We start from the raw sequence: 17133 nt of genomic DNA, 5'->3' as shown, positions 1-17133 counted from the left end.
CAGCTCCTCCCGCCGCGCGTACCGGTACGCCGGTACGACAAGAGCACCACATCCGCTGCCGGTATTCCGGCACGCACGGCGTTCGGACGGACGTTCGGGGCTACTTGGCGTACATCAGGGTGCCGAAGCCGAGCTGGTCGTAGCCGCCGCTGGTGGAGCCGTAGTCCCCGCCGCCGCCCTCGGGGGCGACGAGGTCGTAGTACATGGCGGAGATGTACTTGTCGTCGAGGCCGATGCGCCGGTTGTAGTGGAAGTGGAGCATCGCCCACACGGGGCGGATCTGGCCGCGGGAGGCGTCGGAGATCACCGTCTGGGAGGACTGGGCACAGCTCTGCCCGGTGCCCCAGGTGTAGGTGGTGTACGGCACGTCCTGGCCGAGGTTGTACTTGGCGACGTACTGGGCGGCCTTCATGAAGCGTCGGCTGTCGTACGAGTAGAGGTCGTCGCCCTGGTTCCACGCCATCTCGCAGATCGCGCCCATCTGGCCCATGCCCATGACGGTGTGGCCCTGGTCGCGGCCGGACTCCTGCCACTGGCCGAGGGCGTAACCGTCGGAGTCGGTGTAGAGGTACGGCACCGCGTGTGCGAGGGAGCCGTTGCCCGCGCCGGACTTGAAGTAGGTGACGGCCTGGTCGTACTTGGCCGCGTTGTCGGTGAGGATCCCGATGGCCATGACCGAGGCCATGTTGCACAGGTCCCAGTTGGCCCAGTAGTTGGTGATGCAGGCGTCGTTGTGGTTGGTCAGGAAGCTGTTGTTGAGCGGGTAGAAGACGTTGACCATCATGTCCTGGAACGCCGCCAGGTCGAACCCGGCGTAGCCGCGCATGAGTTCGGCGGCCTGGCAGAACTCCCATCCGTAGATGCCGGCGGCGAGGAACCGGTCGGCGTTCCCGGTGAGGGTGGTCAGCGTGGCCGACCAGGCGTTGAGGATCTTCACGGCGGTGTCGCCGTTGGCGGCCGTGCCGGCGACCTTCCAGCGCAGGGCGTTCTGGTAGGCGGCCGCGATGTCGTTGTAGAGGATGCCGTAGTTCTCGCCGGTTCCTCCGCGGATGATGGTGGCCTGCGGGTTGGGCGTCCAGGTGGACGCGGAGTGGGAGTTGGCGGTCAGCCTGTTCCAGCCGGACAGCCAGGGGTCGGTGCCGGCGGCGACCCGCACCTTGGCGCGGTTGATGTCACCGGCGTTGTGCAGCATGCCGGGGTGGGTGAAGGTGGCAGGTGCCGCGTCGGCCACCGTGGGGGCGGTGACGGAGGCGGCTACGGCAAGCGCGGCGGCGGACTTCAGGACACCGCGGCGGCTCAATCCGCTGGTGTCTGACTGGGGTGGTACGCGGCGGCTCATCGCGTAACTTCTCCTTCGGTGGGGGGAGTTCAGGTGAGTCGGACACTCACCTCTTCGAACTGCGCGGTGCCGAGGGCAAGTGGCGTGCGGGAGCACACCACCAGGCCCACGTGGTAGGGGGCGTCACCGAAGGTGGGGATCGTGCCCGTGGCGAGCGCGGTCCAGGTGACGCCGTCATCGGTGGAGACGGCGGCGGCGAAGGCGGTCCCGGTGCGCTTCAGCCGCAGCAGCAGGGGCAGTTGGACGGCGGCGGTGCCGGTGAAGGCGGAGGCGCCGGCGACGGTCGGGCGCAGCATCAGCTGGGCGGTGGTGCCTCCGATGACGACGACTCCGGCCGCCTGGTCGAAGGGGGAGAGGGACTTGGTCATCAGCAGTCCGACCCGGTCGGCGGTGGCGCCGGAGCGGGAGGCCAGGCGGGCGGTGAGTTCGCAGTCGCCGGTGACCTGCCGTCGTACGAACTGGCCGGTCATGCCCTGTGAGTTGACGTTGAGGTCGACGCCCGCGCCGCGCACGGTGAAGGTGCCGTCGGCGTACGCCGCGTCGCCGGGGGTGAGGACGGCGACGACTCCGAGGGTGCCGTAGGCGCTCCGGTCGAGGATCACGTCGCCGAGGTCGCCGTTGGTCCAGGGGTCGGGCAGGGGCGGGGCGGCGATCGCCGTCGGTGCGGTGGTGGTGGCCGTGACGGCGGGCATCACCGCGCTCGCCGCAGCCGAACGCGGGCCATGTCCCGCGCAGTTGGTCTTGGCCACGGCGTAGTGGTACGTCGTCCCGGACGCACCGCTGCCGTCCGTGTACCGGACCCGGGTGCCGAAACCGACCGCGCCCACGTCCCGGGCGAGGGTCCGGTACGGCCCGTGGGCGTCAGTGGCGCGCAGAACGGTGTAGCGGGCCGACGGGTCCGGGTCGGTCCAGGTCAGCTCGGTACCGTCGATGGCCGTCCCGGCCACCAGGTCGGTGACCCTGCGGGCCGGGCGCGGGACGCGCCACACCGCGCCGCCGCCCCGGGAGACGACGCTGACGTTGTCGAAGGCGCCGGTGCCGGTCTCGGCGTAGTCGTGGTCGACGCCGAGGGAGGAGGTGAGGAGGAGCCCGGCGTATGTCACATGTGCCATGTCACATACCGCCGTGCCCACCTCGGTCCACCGCACCCCGTCCGCCGAGATCGCCCCGGTGAACCGGTCCCCCTCCCGGCTCACCCGCACCCAGTAGGGCGCCCGCAGCCGGTAGCCGTCCCCGGCCCCCTCCACATACGGGGCGGTCAGCGGGGTCGCCGACGCGGGCAGCGCGCCCAGGTCGGAGATCGGGAAGCCGGCGCCCGAGGTGATCGTCTGCTGCTGGCTCGGCGGCAACGGGGTGCTGCCGGTCGAGGAGATCCCGGCACCGGCCGACGGCCGTACGCTCCACACCCCGCTCCAGGTTGCCAGCGGCAGCCCCTGGATCAGCATCGAGGCCTGGGCGTCCGACGGGTCGAGCGAGGCCCTGAGGGTAACGCCGATCTTGGCGTACTGCGAGCTCAGCGGCCAGACGACCCGGGCGGTGACCGTGCCGTCGCCGTGCAGCGGCAGCCACACGCAGCGGTACGTGTCCGCGGTGCCGCTCGCCTCCAGCACGAACCGTTCGCCGTCGAAGCGCGCCGAGCCCGGCGTACGGACGGCACCCAGGTCCTGCGTCCGCCAGGGCTCCGGAAGTCCCGCGGTCGCCACGGCGACGGCCGACGTACCGCTCTCTCCGAGGGAGTTGGCGGCGGTGACCGCGTAGTAGTAGGTCCGCCCGGGCCGCACCCGCCCGTCCGCGTACGACGGCTCCGCCGCCTCGGCCAGCGGTTCATAGGGTCCGTCGGGGTGCCCGGCGCGCCGCACCTCGTAGCGCGTCGCGCCCACGGACGGCAGCCAGGACACCGCCACCGTCCGTTCGGCGCCGTCGGCCGTGACGCCCGCCGGAGGGGCGGGCACGCCCGGGGCGGGGGCCGTGGCACCGGCGTAGGCGAAGGTGCCCCAGCTCGGCAGGTCGTCGTTGCTGCCCTCGACGACCCGGGTGCCGCCGGTGCCCCGGAAGACGGCGGCCCGCGTGTACGGCGTGTCCAGGCCCCGTACGCCCGCGTAGTGGGCGTAGTACATCTCGTAGATCGGTGGCAGGGTGCCGCGTGCGGTCGCCGACACCGCCGTCTTGAGGTACTTGCCGGTGCGGTCGAGGTCCGCGGTGAAGGGGACGTCGCCGCCTAGGTTGTAGCGGGCCGCGTACTCGGCGTTGGCGAGGATGCGGTCGCCGTCGAAGCCCCACAGGTCGACGCCCTGGTTCCAGGCGACCTGGGCGGCGTCGCCCATCAGGCCCACCGCGAGCTGTTCGTGGCCCTGGTCGCGGCCGGACTCCTGGCCCTGGCCGGCGTCGGTGACGATCCGGTGGCGGACGCTGCCGTTGCCCGCGCCCGCGGCGGCGAAGCGGAGGGCGTCCTCGAAGAGGGTGCGTTCCTCGCAGAACACCCCGATGGCGAGGATGGTCTGCAGGGCCGTCAGGTCCCAGTTGCCGTTGGCGTAGAGCATGTAGCCGGAGACGGCCGGATACCAGACGTCGAGGAAGGACGCCGTGCAGCGCGCGATGCCGTCGTCGCTCCAGCCGTCGTAGCCGGTGTGCCGCAGGAGTTCGGCGGCGTTGGCGAACTTGAAGCCCTGCAGGCCCGCGCCGAGCGGGCCGTCGGCGCCGGTGACGATCGTGAGCGCGGCCGACCAGGCGTCGAGGATGTCGCGGGCCTTGTCGGCGTGGGCGCGGTCGCCGGTGACGGCCCACAGGAGGGCGTTCTGGTAGGCGGCGGCCGAGTCGGCGACGGCCTGGTTCTGGAAGTTCGAGGGGCCGCGGCCCCAGGAGGTGATCTGGCCGGTGTTCTGGACGGTGTACGACGCCTGGGAGCGGGCGTGGGCGGCCAGGGCGAGGTAGCCGTCGTACACGGGCGACTGCCTGCTCTCGACGGCGGATCGCATCCGGGCCAGATCGGCGGACGTGTGCAGGATGCCGGGGTGGGTGAAGGTGAAGCCCTCAAGGTCGCCGTCCGCCCGGGCCGCGGGCACGAACAGGGTGTTCGTGCCCGCGGCGAGCAGCAGCGCGCCGGAGGACTTCAGCAGGCCGCGGCGGCTGAGCGGGCTCACTGGGCGGCCGCCTCCGCCTCGGCGGTGGTGAGGAACTTGAGGTTCGTCACGTGCTCGTTGTAGAACCACTGGATGGCGTCGGTGGTGTAGTACCAGCTCGGCTTCTTCATCGAGTCGGCGATGACGACGCCGTTGATGACGAGGTTCTCGAACGTGACGTTCTTGATGGCGTGGTCGGCGTCGTAGCCGAGGAAGAGCGACGGGTTGGCGTGGGTGCCGGTGTAGCTGAGGTTCTTGACGTAGACGTTCTCGATACCGCGGCCGACCGAGGTGTTGTACTTCGTGTTGTACATGACCTTCATGTAGATGACCTGGCCCCAGCGGAAGTCCTCGATCCGCACGTCCTCGATGCGGACGTTGCTGATGAGGTTGGAGTCGCCCGGGTTGAGGGCGATGCAGCCCTGGTAGTTCATCTGGGGTTCGCGGTGGTCGAGGATGTCGATGTTGCGGATGACCAGGTTGTCGATGGTCTCCGGGGCGTCGGTGTTGCCGTGCGTGCCGATGTTGATCGGGTGGGCGACGTCGGCCCACAGGGAGCAGTTCTGCACGGTGATGTTGCGGGTGTCGCCGTAGTAGTCCCAGCGGTGGGCGTAGATGGCGATGCAGTCGTCGGAGTTGCGCAGGAAGCAGCCGTCGATGAGGACGTCGCTGGAGGAGAAGACGTCGATGCCGTCGCCGTTGCCCCTGGAGCTGAAGCCGCGGACCTTCCTGATGTGGACGTTCTGGGCCTCGCCGAGGGTGGCGATGTAGCCCCCGGGGTTCATGATGATGACGTCTTCCACCCGGATGTTCTTGCTGCCCTCGCACAGCACGCCTCCGCCCGGGCCTGCCCAGATCATTCCGTGCCCCCGGAGGGCTGCCTTCTCCACGTCCTTGAAGTAGACGGTCGCCTTGAGGACGGCGCCGCCGGCGAGGTAGACGGTCTTGCCGCTGGGGACGGTGAGGACTCCCCCGGGGACGGTCTGCACGCCGGGCCCGAAGTAGATGACGTCGGGGTCGTCGGCGGCCGGGGCGTGGTGCTCGACCCGGTTGGTGAGGACGTGCAGGCAGTCGAAGATCTCGTCGTTGATCTGGACGACGAGGTCCTTGGGCTCGTCGAGGGTGAACCGCAGGGTGTCGCCGAGGAGTTCGGGCTTGATGCCGTACGAGTCCGGTCTCACCCGGGCCTTGGTGGTGCCGCCCTTGAGGTAGGTCACCTCGACCTCGACGGAGCACTGGAAGTCGAAGTACACCAGCGAGGAGTTGTAGACCTTGCCGGAGCCGGTGTTGGCGTTGATCTCCTCGAACTGCGGCCGGTAGACGTCCAGCGTCTGCCAGTCGCCGTCGGGGGCGGTGCGCACCCGCACCTGGAAACTGGTGTTGGTCGGCACGGCGGACGGGCGGGGGTAGGTGACCAGCTGGGGCGCGGGTCCGCTGCCCTCGGCGTGGGCGGCGGTGGCGGTCAGCCCGCCGGACAGGCCGGCGGCGAGCGCGGTGGCTCCGGCGGCCTGCAGGGCGCTGCGGCGGGAGAAGGGCGCGTTCATCGGTGACTCCTTGCGGTGAACGGGTCGGCGGGCTGGGCTACTTGAGACCGGACGTCGACATGCCGGCGACGAAGCCGCGCTGGGCGACGAGGAAGACCAGCAGGATCGGGACGACGTACATGACGGAGGCGGCGGCCTGGAGATGGGTGACCGGCTGGCCGGCCTCGGTGACGTAGGTGGTCATGACGGCGACGGCGAGCGTGGTGCGGTCGGTGGACAGCAGCAGCTGGGGGGCGATGTAGTCGCCCCAGGTCCAGGTAAAGGCGATCACGAAGCTCGCGGCCAGGACCGGCCAGGACTGCGGCAGGAAGATCCGCCAGAAGATCCCGGCGTAGCCGCAGCCGTCGACGATCGCGGCCTCCTCCAGCTCCCGGGGCAGTCCGGCGAAGAACTGCCGGAAGAGGAAGACGAGATAGGGGGTGGCGGCCAGGCCCCACAGCACCCAGGGCCAGTAGGTGTCGACCATGCCGAGCTTCGCGAAGATCAGATAGGTCGGCAGCAGGGTGACCATCTGGGGCAGCATCATCGAGCCGAGCAGGACGCCGAACAGCGCCTTCTTGCCGGGCGCGGACAGCCGGGCGAAGCCGAAGCCGACCCAGGCGGAGCTCAGCGTGACAAGGGTCGCGTACAGCGTGGCGATGATCAGGGAGTTGCGGGCGTAGCCGAGGAAGTCGATCAGGCGGTAGGCGTCGGCGAAGTTGTGCCACTGGATGTGGGCGGGCAGCCAGTGGACGGGCGACGCGGCGAGCTCGGCGGGGGTCTTGAGGCCGGTGAGGACGAGCCAGCCGAAGGGGCCGAGGAAGAGGCCGGTGATCACCACCAGGACGGTGTAGAGGACCAGACGGCGGCCGTGGATCCGCGTCCGCGGACCGGGAAGGGTGGCGGTCACTTCTTCGCCTCCGGGTCGACGTTGTAGAACACCACGCCGGACGTGGCTTTGAAGATGACGGCGGTCACCAGCAGGATCAGCACGAAGAGCACCCACAGCAGCGCCGAGGCGTAGCCGTAGCGTCCGAGCGCGAAGTACTCGGCGAAGACGTGCATCATGTAGAGGTAGTTGGACTGCGGGATGGCGGTGACGCCCGCGGTGGTGCCGTCGGGGGCCAGCAGCAGCGGCATGATGGTCTGCACCGAGGCGATCACACCGGTCACGGTCTGGAAGAGCAGGACCGGTGACAGCAGCGGCACGGTGATGCTGCGGAAGGACCGCCAGGCGCCCGCGCCGTCGATCCGGGCGGCTTCGAGGAGTTCCCGGGGGATGTCCTGGAGTCCCGCCAGCGAGATGATCATGATGTTTCCGGCGGCCCACAGCACGGTCATGAGCAGGACGTAGCGGGCGTAGGGGTCGGAGAGCCAGTTGAGGGCGTCGAAGCCCAGGCCGGTCAGCACGCCGTTCGCGGCGCCGGAGTTCTGGTCGAAGAGCCATTTGAAGGCGAGTCCCGCGCCCACCGGGGGCACCACGGCCGGCAGGTACAGCAGCGTCCGGAACACCCCGCGTCCCTTCAGCGGCCGGTTGACCAGTACCGCGAGACCGAGCCCGGCGACGATCGACAGCGGGACCGAGGTGACGGCGAACAGACCGGTCCGGCCGAGCGCCTGCCAGGTGACCGAATCACCGAGCAGCTCGCGGTAGTTGGCGAGGCCGACGAACCGCCAGCGCGGCGAGAGGCCGTCGAAGGTGGTGAGGCTGAGCCACAGGGCGTAGCCCATGGGGACGATGGTCAGCAGCAGGAAGCCGATGATCCAGGGGGCGGTGAAGAGATAGAACGCGCGGTGCCGCCGCGTGGTCATGGAGGAGCGTGGGCGCTCCGCCGGCCGTGTCCGGCCGGTCGCCGCGGCGGTCCCACCCCGCACGGCGGGTATCTGCTCGACGCTCATCCCACCTGCTCCTTCCCGCGCTTGAGCTGCTCGTTCATCGTCGAGTTCAGGCGGCGGGCGAGGGTGTCCACGGACATCTCGCCGCGCATCGCGGCCGGGGCGGCCTGGTTGAAGAGGGCGTCGAGGGCGTCCGTACGGGCGTACGGCGTGAAGGAGATCACCGAGAAGTGCTTCAGTTCGGCCTGCTGCACCTTCAGCACGTCCTTCTGATAGCTCTCCTGATGGGGCATCAGGGACCGGAGCGACCTGAGCGTGGGGATCCCCCAGCCGCCGGATGCGCGTGCCTTCGCCGGGGCCTCGCCGAAGAACCACTCGAAGACCCGCCAGGCCGCGTCCTTGTTCCTGGCCTTACTCGGCATCCACATCCCGGTGGCGCCCTGGCAGGAGCTGATGCGCGGACCGCCCGCGAAGACCGGGGCCGGTGCCAGCCGGGAGACGGCGGCGAGTTTCTTGTCGGTGTTGATCAGACCGCCCAGCCAGTAGCCCGAGTTGGACATCGCCATCCGACGGGCCTGGTAGGTGGGTCCGTCCCAGCCGTTCGGGTCGGGCTGGATCAGGCTCGGGCCGACCTTGGCCCGGCACAGCTCGATGTACCAGTCCAGTGCCTTGCGGGCCTCGGGGGCGGTGAAGTCGACCCGGGAGAAGTCGGCGCTGAAGAGACTGCCGCCGGCCGAGGCGGTGAGGCCGGACAGCAGGGTGGAGGCGCCGAGGCCGTTGTAGCTGCCGCCGAAGACGGTCGTCTGGCCCTTGCTGGTCCGGGTCAGCCGCTTCGCCCTGTCCAGCCACTCCTCGAAGGTGACCGGCTCGGTCTCCGACGGGTGCTCGACGCCCGCGCTGTCGAACAGGGCGGTGTCGTACCAGTACATGGAGTCCTGGGAGAAGTCCTTGGCCATGCCGTAGCGCGGGCCCCTGCCCTGGGTGCGGCCGTCGTAGCGCCACAGGTCGTTGACCGGATCGAGGTCGTCGACCTTGAGGACGCCGCTGCGGGCGAAGTAGGGGTCGAGGTCCTCGGCCACGCCTCGTGCCGCGAGATACGGCGTGTCGACGGCGCCGACGCCACGGACCAGGTCGGGCGGGCTGCCGCTGGTCATCATCGCGATCAGCTTGGTGATGTCGTACCGCACCGTGTTGATGCGGATCCCGAGTTCCTGGTGGGCCTGCGCGAGCAGGTCGGTGCTGATGTCGTCGGCCTTGGTCATCAGGGTGACGGTCTCGCCCGAGCCGCCGACGCTTCCGGACACCGGAAGGGCACAGCCGCCCAGTGCGGCCGTGGCCGCCGCGGTGCCGCCGAGCGCGAGGAACCGGCGCCGGCTGACCGGAGCACGGGCGTGCGTCTGCATGGACTTCCCACTCTCTTCACGGAGGTGACGAGGCATCGACTGGTAAGCAACCGGTTGCTATGGGCGGTGAGGGGAGCTTCAACCCGTGGGAGGGCATCGTCAAGAGGCGTGACGAACTTTCGAAAACCCTTCGCCCGCAACCGGTTGCTCTTGCGTACCGGTTGCTGCTCATGGCCCGTTCGATCGACCGCACATCGAAAGATTCCGACTCATACCCCTTGCTGGGAGCGGCCGCACCGTCCTACGGTCTCGTGGAAACCGGTTTCTAAGGCACTGCCGAGCCGCCGCCCTCCTCCCGAGAGCGCCCACCTCCGAAGGAACACGGTCTGATGAACTCCACCAGGTTGGTCCGCGCCGCGATCGCGGGTCTCGCGCTGACAGGTCTGCTCTCCGCCTGCGGCGGATCGGGCTCCGGCTCCGGCGGCTCCGACGCGGCCTCCGGCCCGGTCACCCTGCCCTTCTGGGGCTGGGCGAACGGCCAGGAGGCCGTGGTGAAGGCGTTCAACGCCGCCCACAAGGACGTGCAGCTGAAGTACACGAAGGTCACCGACCAGCTGACCATGCAGAAGCAGCTCACCAACGCGGTCAAGGCGGGCAACGCGCCCTGCCTGGTGCAGAACACTGCCGAGTACGTGACGAGCTGGGTCGCCCAGGGCGCCCTCGCCGACATCACGGAGTACGTCGGCTCGGCCAAGGCCAAGTTCAACTCCGGCTCCTGGTCGGCCGCGCAGGTGCAGGGCAAGCTGTACGGCGTCCCCACCAGCTCCTCACCGAACTTCACGATCTACCGCACCGACGTCTTCCAGAAGTACGGCCTCAAGGCACCGACCACCTGGGACGAGTTCATCGCCGCCGGCAAGGTGCTCAAGAAGCACGGCGTCAAGATCACCAACTACGCCGGTGAGGACCCCAGCACCCTGGAGGTCCTCGCCATGCAGGCGGGCGCCCACTGGTACGCGATCGACGGCGACTCCTGGAAGGTGGACTTCCAGGACGCGGGCACCCTGAAGGCCGCCGCCGTGATCCAGCAGATCATCGACAACGACCTCGACTCGAAGCTGTCGTTCGCCGACTACGCGGCCGTGCAGCGCAACTACGACAACGGCGGCACCGTGACCCGCCAGATCTCCACCTGGCAGATGGCCGGCATGGTGCAGAACTTCACCAAGTCCTTCGGCAAGTGGGCCCTCGCCCCCTGGCCCGCCTTCACCGGTGAGGCCGCCAAGACCCCGGCCGGCACCAACCTCACCGGCGGCGTCACCCTCGTCACCAAGCAGTGCGCGCACCAACAGCAGGCCGCCGAGGCCGCGTTGTGGATGTCCACCGACGCCGGCGCGGTGAAGACGATGGCCAGCCCGACCACCGGCAACGGCGTGATGCCCGCGCTCGCCGACAGCAGCGCCTACGTCGACGAGGCGATCTCCCAGAAGCTGCTCGGGGCGAACTACGACCCGGCCAAGAAGGTCGTCACCGACAGCCTGAACACGGTCACCACCGACTGGACCTTCGGCCCCGACTGGACCGCCATGTTCACCGAACTGCAGAGCGGCTGGGCGAAGGTGGTCAGCAAGCAGCAGAAGGTCACCGACCTCCTCGCCCACATGCAGCAGTGGACGGTCGCCGACCTGAAGTCCCGCGGCATCAGCGTCAAGGGCTGAGGCGGCACGGATGGTCCGCTCCCAGCGCTGGAAGGGCGCCGCCTTCACGGTGCCCTTCCAGCTAGGTTTCGTCTTCCTCTACCTCGTCCCGATCGGGTACGCCGTCCACCAGTCGCTGTACCGGTCCCAGTCCTCCGGCCTGGGCCTCGGCGGCACCACGGACCGGTTCGCCGGTCTCGCCAACTACCGCGCGGGCCTGACGGACCCGGCATTCCTCGACTCCGTACTCCGCGTGCTCCTCTTCGCGTGCGTACAGATCCCGGTGATGCTGCTGGTCAGCCTGCTCCTGGCGCTCTTCCTGGACGCGCTGGCGTCCCGGGCGGCGGGCCGCTTCCGGGTGCTGCTCCTTGTGCCGTACATGATCCCCGGCGTCGTGGCGGCCATCGTCTGGATCAACCTCTACAGCCCCGACGTCGGCCCCCTCACCCCCCTGGGCAAGGTTTTCGGCCTCGACTGGAACTTCTTCTCCCCGTCGATGGTCTGGCCGTCCATCGGCAACCTGCTCACCTGGCACGGCATCGGCTACAACATGGTGATCATCTACGCGGCCCTGCAGGGCGTCCCGCGCGAACTCTTCGAGGCGGCACGGCTGGACGGCGCCTCGGAGCGCCGTATCGCACTGAGCATCAAAGTGCCGTACGTCCGGGGCGCGCTGGTCCTCACCGGCATGCTGTCGATCATCCAGATGCTCCAGATCTTCAACGAGCCGGCCCTGTTCCGCAACGTCACACCCCAGACGGTGAACGACAGCTTCACCCCGATCATGGTGATCTACAACCAGGCCTTCAACGCGGGCAACTACCACTACGCGGCGGCCCTTTCCGTCCTGCTGGCCCTGATCCTCGGCATCGCCTCCTTCCTCTTCTACCGGCTGACCGCGAAGGAGACCGACTGATGGCACTCACCGAGGAACGCACGAGAACCCACCACGTCCGACGCATCAACAAGCCCGACCCCGCGGCCCGTTCACGGGGCGGCCAGCGCTTCCTCCTCGTCGGCCTCGCCCTGGCGAGCGCGTACAGCCTCTTCCCGGTGTGGTGGCTGGTCGTCGCCGCGACGAAGGACCGCACCGGCCTCTACCAGAGCAACGGCCTCTGGTTCTCCGGCTGGCACCTCTGGGACAACCTGCACCAGCTGTTCACCTACGAGAACGGCATCTTCCTGCGCTGGACCGCCAACTCCTTCCTCTACGCCGGAGTCGGCTCCCTCGGCGGCACCCTCATCGCCCTCGCCACCGGCTACGGCCTGGCCCGCTTCCGGTTCCCCGGCCGCGACCTCGTCTTCGCCTGCGTGGTCGGCTCCTTCCTGATCCCGATCGCCCTGCTCACCCTGCCGCTGTACCTGCTGTTCTCCGAGATCGGCCTGGTGGACACCCCCTGGGCCATGCTGATCCCCTGCCTGATCAACCCGTTCAGCGTCTACCTGGCGAAGGTGTACACCGAGGCGACGGTCCCGTACGAACTCCTCGAAGCGGCCCGCATAGACGGCGCCGGCGAGCTGCGCATCTTCTTCTCGATCGTCCTGCGCATGATGACGACGGGCGGTGCGACGGTCTTCCTCCTGGCCTTCGTCAACACCTGGAACGCCTTCTTCCTCCCCCTCACCGTGCTCCGCGGCGAGGAGAACTGGACCCTCAACCTCGGCCTCTACAACTGGTCCGGCAAACGCCTGGAATCCGGCGTCGACCTGACCAGCCTGGTCCTGACCGGCGCCCTGCTCTCCATCGTCCCGATGGCCGTCATGATGATCGCGATGCGCCGCTACTGGCGGACCGGTGTCACCCTGGGAGCCCTCAAGTGACCGTGCTCCACAACCCGGTGATCCGCGGCTTCGCCCCCGACCCCTCACTGGTCCGCGTCGGCGACTGGTACTACCTGGCGACCAGCTCCTTCGAGTGGTTCCCGACGATCCCGATCCACCGCTCCCGCGACCTGGCCCACTGGGAGTACGCGGGCCATGTCGAGGGCGCGGCGCCCGGCGACTCCCTGGCGGGCGTCCCCGACTCGGGCGGCATCTGGGCCCCGTCGCTCAGCTGGGACGGCGAACGCTTCTGGGTGACCTACGCGATCGTCCGCTCGGTCGGCACCCCGTACTTCGACCTGGACACCTACGTCAGTACGGCCCCGGACGTCTCCGGCCCGTGGACTCCCCCACGCCGCGTCCCGAGCCACGGCTTCGACCCCGCCCTCTTCCACGAGAACGGCCACCTCTGGCTCCTCAACCTCCAGAACGACCACCGCCCCGACGGCCGCCGCTTCGCCGGCATCATCGCCACGCAACTGGACCGGGAGACGCTCACCACCGTCGGCCCGACCCGACTCCTCCTCCAGCACGACCGGTTGATCGAGGGCCCGAAACTGCTGAAGCGGGACGGCTGGTACGTCCTGGTCCTCGCGGAGGGCGGAACGGGGTTCGAGCACGGGGTACGGGTCGCCCGCAGCAGAAACCTGACCGGCCCGTACGACCTCCACGAACGGCCACTGCTGACGTCGAGGCACGACCCCGCCTGGACGTTGCAGAAGGCGGGACATGCGGAGTTGGTCCAATCCCCCGAGGGCGACTGGTACTTGAGTCACCTGACGGCACGCCCCCTGCGAACACCGGAGGGCCCGAGGTGCCCCCTCGGCCGCGAGACCGCGATCCAGGCGGTGACCTGGGACACGGAGGGCTGGCCGAGACTCCGCCACGGAGACACCCGACCGGCGGTGACGGTCAAGGTGCCTGCCGGGCAACGCCCCGCTCTCAGGGGCGCGGGGCTGTATTCGATATGCGGCTGCCGCCGCGTGGGCGCGACCAGCCCCCACCGGCCCGCAGCCGACAACGCAACCCCTTATTACACCCTCCGCTCCCCCGCCGCCCCCTCCTGGATCGACCCCACCACCCGCCCCGGCTGGCTACGCCTCCGCGGCCACCACGGCCCCGACTCCCTCTGGTCCCACCACCTCCTCGCCCGCCGCATCACCGAACACCGCACCGAAGCTCAGGTCACCCTCCAGGCGACCCCCACCACCTTCACCCAGGCCGCCGGCCTCCTCCTCTGGTACAACACCTCGGCCTACTACGCCCTGGACCTCACCTGGACGGAACCGGCAGGAGAGAACCAGCACGGCCAGCAATGGCAGCAGCAGAACTCGGGCCGGACCGTGCTGACCCTGACCACACGCGACGAGAACGCACTCCACCGCGTGTCCGAGACAGAAGTCGACGCGGCCACCCCCCTCACCCTCGGCGTCACCATCGACGGCGCGGACGCCCGGTTCTGGCATCTCACCGGCGACATCCGCTCCCCCATCGGCCCGCCCCTCGACTTCTCCCGCCTCTCCGACGACCACGGCCCCCGCCTCCGTTTCACCGGCGCAATGGCCGCGATTCATGCCGTAGACCTCGTCGGCGCCTCTTTCACCGCGGATTTCAAGGATTTCCAAGTCACCTGCACACCCGGCTGATCCGACCTCCTCTGTTCGAAGTTTCGAAAGTCCCGCCGCCAGTGATCCCGTGAATTCCCAGGTCTTCACGCCGTGTTGACGCGCACCTATCGTAGGAAGCGCTTACTGCACGGCTTGCACACAGACCGCGGAAGCAGCGTTGGTCACAACTTTCGTTACTTTCGTTGGCCCAAGGGCGGGCCGGAGAGGCGGGTTCCCCATGGTCCGTGCGGGAGGTACGAGCGTGGCGGCGGCCGGTCCGACGCTGGCGGTGGTGGCCCGCGAAGCGGGTGTCTCCGTGCCGACCGCGTCGAAGGTGGTGAACGGCCGTGAGGACGTGGCCCCCGAGACCCGCCGCCGGGTCACCGAGGCCCTGGAACGGCTCGGTTACGTCCGCAGGCCGCGTTTCGACGCGGCGAAGGCCCCCGCCCTCATCGACCTGGTCGTGCACTCCCTGGACAGCTCGTGGTCGGGCGCGGTGCTGCACGGGGTGGAGGAGGCGGCGCACGAGGCGGGCCTGGAGATCGTGGTGTCGGCGGGGCTGACCCGGACCCGGACGGGCGGTCCGGAGCGCGGCTGGCTGGACAAGCTCACCGTGCGCGGGTCCTCCGGGGTGCTGTTCAACCTGGCCGAGCTGACCCAGGCGCAGTACGCCTGGCTGGACCACCACCGCATCCCGTACGTCCTGATCGACCCCGTCCACGAGCCCCCGGCCGGTGTGGTCTCCGTCGGGGCGGCGAACTGGCAGGGCGGGGTCACCGCGACCGAGCACCTGCTCTCCCTCGGTCATGAGCGGATCGCGGTGATCGCCGGCAGCCGACGCCGGATGTGCAGCGGCGCCCGGGTGGCCGGCTACCGCTCGGCGCTCGCCTCGGCCGGGCTGCGCCACCGCGCCGAGTACGTCCGGCACGCGGGCTTCGACGAGGGCACGGCCCGGCACCGTATGCACGAGCTGCTCGACCTGCCGGAGCCGCCGACCGCGGTGTTCGTCTGCTCGGACCGGATGGCGCTCGGGGCGTACGCGGCGCTGGCCGAACGCGGGCTGCGGGTGCCGCACGACATCAGCGTGGTCGGTTTCGACGATCTGCCCGAAGCCCGCTGGGGCACCCCGGCGCTGACCACGGTCCGCCAGCCGCTGTCCGAGATGGCGGCGACCGCGCTGCGGCTGCTGGTGCGGCTGATGCACGGGGACCGTCCGGAGGGCACCCGGACGGAGTTGTCGACGCGGCTGGTGGAACGGGCGAGTACGGCTCCTCCGCCCGCTCTTTCGGCCCTACGCGGGTGACCGCGATTCCCTCAAGATCGTTTACCGGGCATGAAACTCACCCTGCGCACGGTGGCTGCCTGCGCGCTCGCCGCGGCCGCCCTGACGACGACGGCTCTGGTCACCGCCCACGCCACGACCCGGACCCTCGCCCCCTCCCGGCAGCACGCCACGGTGGCCGCGCCGCTCGACGAGCACGACCCGAAGGAGGACGTGGAGCTGGACGAGAACGGCCGCCCGGACCTGAACGAGGACTGAGCGCACACAGCCCCGCGCCCGTCATGGGCGCGGGGCTGTGCCGGCGAGTCGCTCAGTCGTCGTCGTCCTGGCGCGGCTCGCCGAGCAGCGCCTGGATCGCGTCCACTGCGCTGCCGTCGTGGTCACTGCCGGCGTCGCCTCTCCCGGTCTGGACGTTCGCCGTGCGGTCCACCTCCAGGATGGAGTCCGCGTGGGAGTTGTCGATCACGGTGATCAGACTGCCGGCCGCGTGCACGGGCGCCGCGGCCACGCCGAGGAGCGCCGCCGTGACGGCCGCGGCGGTCCGCAACCGCGTCACACGCCCACGCCCTCGGGCTCGTCGAGCCGTTCGCGGGCGATGTTGCGCTCCAGCAGGGTCGTGGACGCCTTGACGCCGACCCCGCTCGCCGCGTCCACCTGGGGCAGCCGACCGTCGGCCGCCCTGAGGTCGCTGAGCGCCGAGTCCATCGCCTCGTGCGCGGCGAACAGACACGGCGTGGAGTAGATCGCCACGTCGACGCCGAGGTCGTCCAGTTCGGTCAGCGAGAGCCTCGGCGACTTGCCGCCGGCGATCTGGTTGAACAGCAGCGGCTTGTCGCCGACGACCTTGCGGATGCGGCGGATCCACTCCTCGCTGCGCACCCCGTCGACGAGGATCACGTCGGCGTCGGTGGCGGCGAGCCGCTCCGCGCGGTGCAGGATGTCGTGCTCGTCGGTGGCGTCCGTACGGGCCACCACGACCAGGTCGTTGCGGGTCTCCAGGACCTTCTCCAGCTTGTCCAGGTACTCCTCCAGGGGCAGTACCTGTTTGCCGTCGGCGTGCCCGCAGCGGCGGGGCCGCTTCTGGTCCTCCAGGATCACCCCGGAGGCGCCGATCCGTTCCAGGCCCTCCACGACATGGCAGGCGACCTCGGGGTCGACGTACCCGTCGTCGATGTCGACGAGCAGATGGTGGTGCGGGAACGCGCCCCGCAGCCGCTGGACGAAGGCCACCATGTCGGGCCAGGCGATGAATCCGATGTCCGGCAGGCCGTAGTACGAGGCGGCGAATCCGAAGCCGGAGACGAACATCCCGTCGTAGTGCTTGGCCGCGATCGACGCCGAGTACATGTCGTACACGCCGATCAGCGGGGTGGTTCCCGGCCCGGCGATCTGCTCGCGCAGCTTCTTCCCGTAAGTCAAGGTCCGGCTCCTCCTGTGGGTGGGTGACGCGAAGGCACGAGCGGCCTCCGCGTCTCGACAGCCCTTTGCCAAGACAAGAGCATCTCTAGATACGCACGTGACTATCTCCGTGCGCGGCCTTTGCTCACCCCAATGGCCGAACGGGTT

General features: G+C 69.6%; 14 protein-coding genes. 6 read left to right on the top strand and 8 right to left on the bottom strand.

What is annotated here, in order from left to right:
* Positions 1-100: 100 nt before the first annotated feature.
* The 6 genes from ACFZDK_RS39450 to ACFZDK_RS39425 are packed head-to-tail and all read right to left on the bottom strand — an operon-like array spanning position 101 to position 9220.
* On the bottom strand, positions 101-1339 hold the full coding sequence (locus tag ACFZDK_RS39450; RefSeq protein WP_390979861.1) for an alginate lyase family protein: 1239 nt from the start codon (positions 1337-1339) through the stop codon (positions 101-103).
* 29 nt (positions 1340-1368) lie between these two features.
* Positions 1369-4479: an alginate lyase family protein gene (locus ACFZDK_RS39445; protein WP_390979858.1), complete on the bottom strand. Its 3111-nt coding sequence runs from the start codon at positions 4477-4479 to the stop codon at positions 1369-1371.
* Positions 4476-6002 (bottom strand): glycosyl hydrolase family 28 protein, encoded by a 1527-nt coding sequence (locus ACFZDK_RS39440; RefSeq protein ID WP_390979856.1) that lies wholly within the window; start codon positions 6000-6002, stop codon positions 4476-4478. Before ACFZDK_RS39440 ends, ACFZDK_RS39445 begins: the two co-directional genes overlap by 4 nt.
* A gap of 37 nt (positions 6003-6039) precedes the next feature.
* Positions 6040-6891, bottom strand: a complete 852-nt coding sequence (locus ACFZDK_RS39435) for an ABC transporter permease subunit (RefSeq protein WP_390979854.1) — start codon at positions 6889-6891, stop codon at positions 6040-6042.
* Positions 6888-7880, bottom strand: coding sequence for an ABC transporter permease subunit (locus ACFZDK_RS39430; RefSeq protein WP_390979852.1), 993 nt, complete (start codon positions 7878-7880; stop codon positions 6888-6890). Before ACFZDK_RS39430 ends, ACFZDK_RS39435 begins: the two co-directional genes overlap by 4 nt.
* On the bottom strand, positions 7877-9220 hold the full coding sequence (locus ACFZDK_RS39425) for an extracellular solute-binding protein (RefSeq protein ID WP_390979850.1): 1344 nt from the start codon (positions 9218-9220) through the stop codon (positions 7877-7879). Before ACFZDK_RS39425 ends, ACFZDK_RS39430 begins: the two co-directional genes overlap by 4 nt.
* Before the next feature lie 329 nt (positions 9221-9549).
* On the opposite strand from ACFZDK_RS39425, the gene ACFZDK_RS39420 reads away from it, so the two are divergent.
* The 6 genes from ACFZDK_RS39420 to ACFZDK_RS39395 all read left to right on the top strand — a co-directional run bounded on the left by ACFZDK_RS39420 (position 9550) and on the right by ACFZDK_RS39395 (position 15825).
* A complete protein-coding gene (locus tag ACFZDK_RS39420; protein ID WP_390979847.1) occupies positions 9550-10878 on the top strand; it encodes an extracellular solute-binding protein in 1329 nt (442 codons plus the stop codon).
* A 10-nt stretch (positions 10879-10888) separates the two neighbouring features.
* Complete coding sequence (locus ACFZDK_RS39415; protein ID WP_390979845.1) at positions 10889-11773, top strand: ABC transporter permease subunit; 885 nt, start codon at positions 10889-10891, stop codon at positions 11771-11773.
* Complete coding sequence (locus ACFZDK_RS39410) at positions 11773-12678, top strand: ABC transporter permease subunit (protein ID WP_390979843.1); 906 nt, start codon at positions 11773-11775, stop codon at positions 12676-12678. The genes ACFZDK_RS39415 and ACFZDK_RS39410 overlap by 1 nt, the downstream gene beginning before the upstream one ends.
* Positions 12675-14324, top strand: coding sequence for a family 43 glycosylhydrolase (locus ACFZDK_RS39405; RefSeq protein ID WP_390979841.1), 1650 nt, complete (start codon positions 12675-12677; stop codon positions 14322-14324). Before ACFZDK_RS39410 ends, ACFZDK_RS39405 begins: the two co-directional genes overlap by 4 nt.
* A gap of 199 nt (positions 14325-14523) precedes the next feature.
* Entirely contained in the window at positions 14524-15588 is a 1065-nt protein-coding gene (locus ACFZDK_RS39400) for a substrate-binding domain-containing protein (protein ID WP_390979838.1), read from the top strand.
* 30 nt (positions 15589-15618) lie between these two features.
* Positions 15619-15825 (top strand): hypothetical protein, encoded by a 207-nt coding sequence (locus ACFZDK_RS39395; protein ID WP_390979836.1) that lies wholly within the window; start codon positions 15619-15621, stop codon positions 15823-15825.
* A 52-nt stretch (positions 15826-15877) separates the two neighbouring features.
* Here the strand turns inward: ACFZDK_RS39395 and ACFZDK_RS39390 are convergent, their stop codons facing one another.
* Together ACFZDK_RS39390 and ACFZDK_RS39385 are read right to left on the bottom strand one after the other, a co-directional pair.
* Positions 15878-16123, bottom strand: coding sequence for a hypothetical protein (locus tag ACFZDK_RS39390; protein ID WP_359219088.1), 246 nt, complete (start codon positions 16121-16123; stop codon positions 15878-15880).
* The gene (locus tag ACFZDK_RS39385) at positions 16120-16986 is read right to left on the bottom strand and encodes an isocitrate lyase/phosphoenolpyruvate mutase family protein (RefSeq protein ID WP_390979834.1); all 867 of its coding nucleotides are present in this window, start codon (positions 16984-16986) and stop codon (positions 16120-16122) included. The genes ACFZDK_RS39390 and ACFZDK_RS39385 overlap by 4 nt, the downstream gene beginning before the upstream one ends.
* Between the last annotated feature and the right edge of the window lie 147 nt (positions 16987-17133).

It is taken from the genome of Streptomyces sp. NPDC007901 (assembly GCF_042959465.1).
Lineage (GTDB): Bacteria > Actinomycetota > Actinomycetes > Streptomycetales > Streptomycetaceae > Streptomyces.
This window is presented reverse-complemented; position numbering and strand designations above follow the sequence as displayed.

Coding starts and splice junctions, on each gene's coding strand:
- ACFZDK_RS39450 (WP_390979861.1), bottom strand. CDS start 1,339: ATGAGCCGCCGCGTACCACCCCAGTCAGACACCAGCGGATTGAGCCGC.
- ACFZDK_RS39440 (WP_390979856.1), bottom strand. CDS start 6,002: ATGAACGCGCCCTTCTCCCGCCGCAGCGCCCTGCAGGCCGCCGGAGCC.
- ACFZDK_RS39430 (WP_390979852.1), bottom strand. CDS start 7,880: ATGAGCGTCGAGCAGATACCCGCCGTGCGGGGTGGGACCGCCGCGGCG.
- ACFZDK_RS39425 (WP_390979850.1), bottom strand. CDS start 9,220: ATGCAGACGCACGCCCGTGCTCCGGTCAGCCGGCGCCGGTTCCTCGCG.
- ACFZDK_RS39420 (WP_390979847.1), top strand. CDS start 9,550: ATGAACTCCACCAGGTTGGTCCGCGCCGCGATCGCGGGTCTCGCGCTG.
- ACFZDK_RS39415 (WP_390979845.1), top strand. CDS start 10,889: ATGGTCCGCTCCCAGCGCTGGAAGGGCGCCGCCTTCACGGTGCCCTTC.
- ACFZDK_RS39410 (WP_390979843.1), top strand. CDS start 11,773: ATGGCACTCACCGAGGAACGCACGAGAACCCACCACGTCCGACGCATC.
- ACFZDK_RS39400 (WP_390979838.1), top strand. CDS start 14,524: ATGGTCCGTGCGGGAGGTACGAGCGTGGCGGCGGCCGGTCCGACGCTG.
- ACFZDK_RS39395 (WP_390979836.1), top strand. CDS start 15,619: ATGAAACTCACCCTGCGCACGGTGGCTGCCTGCGCGCTCGCCGCGGCC.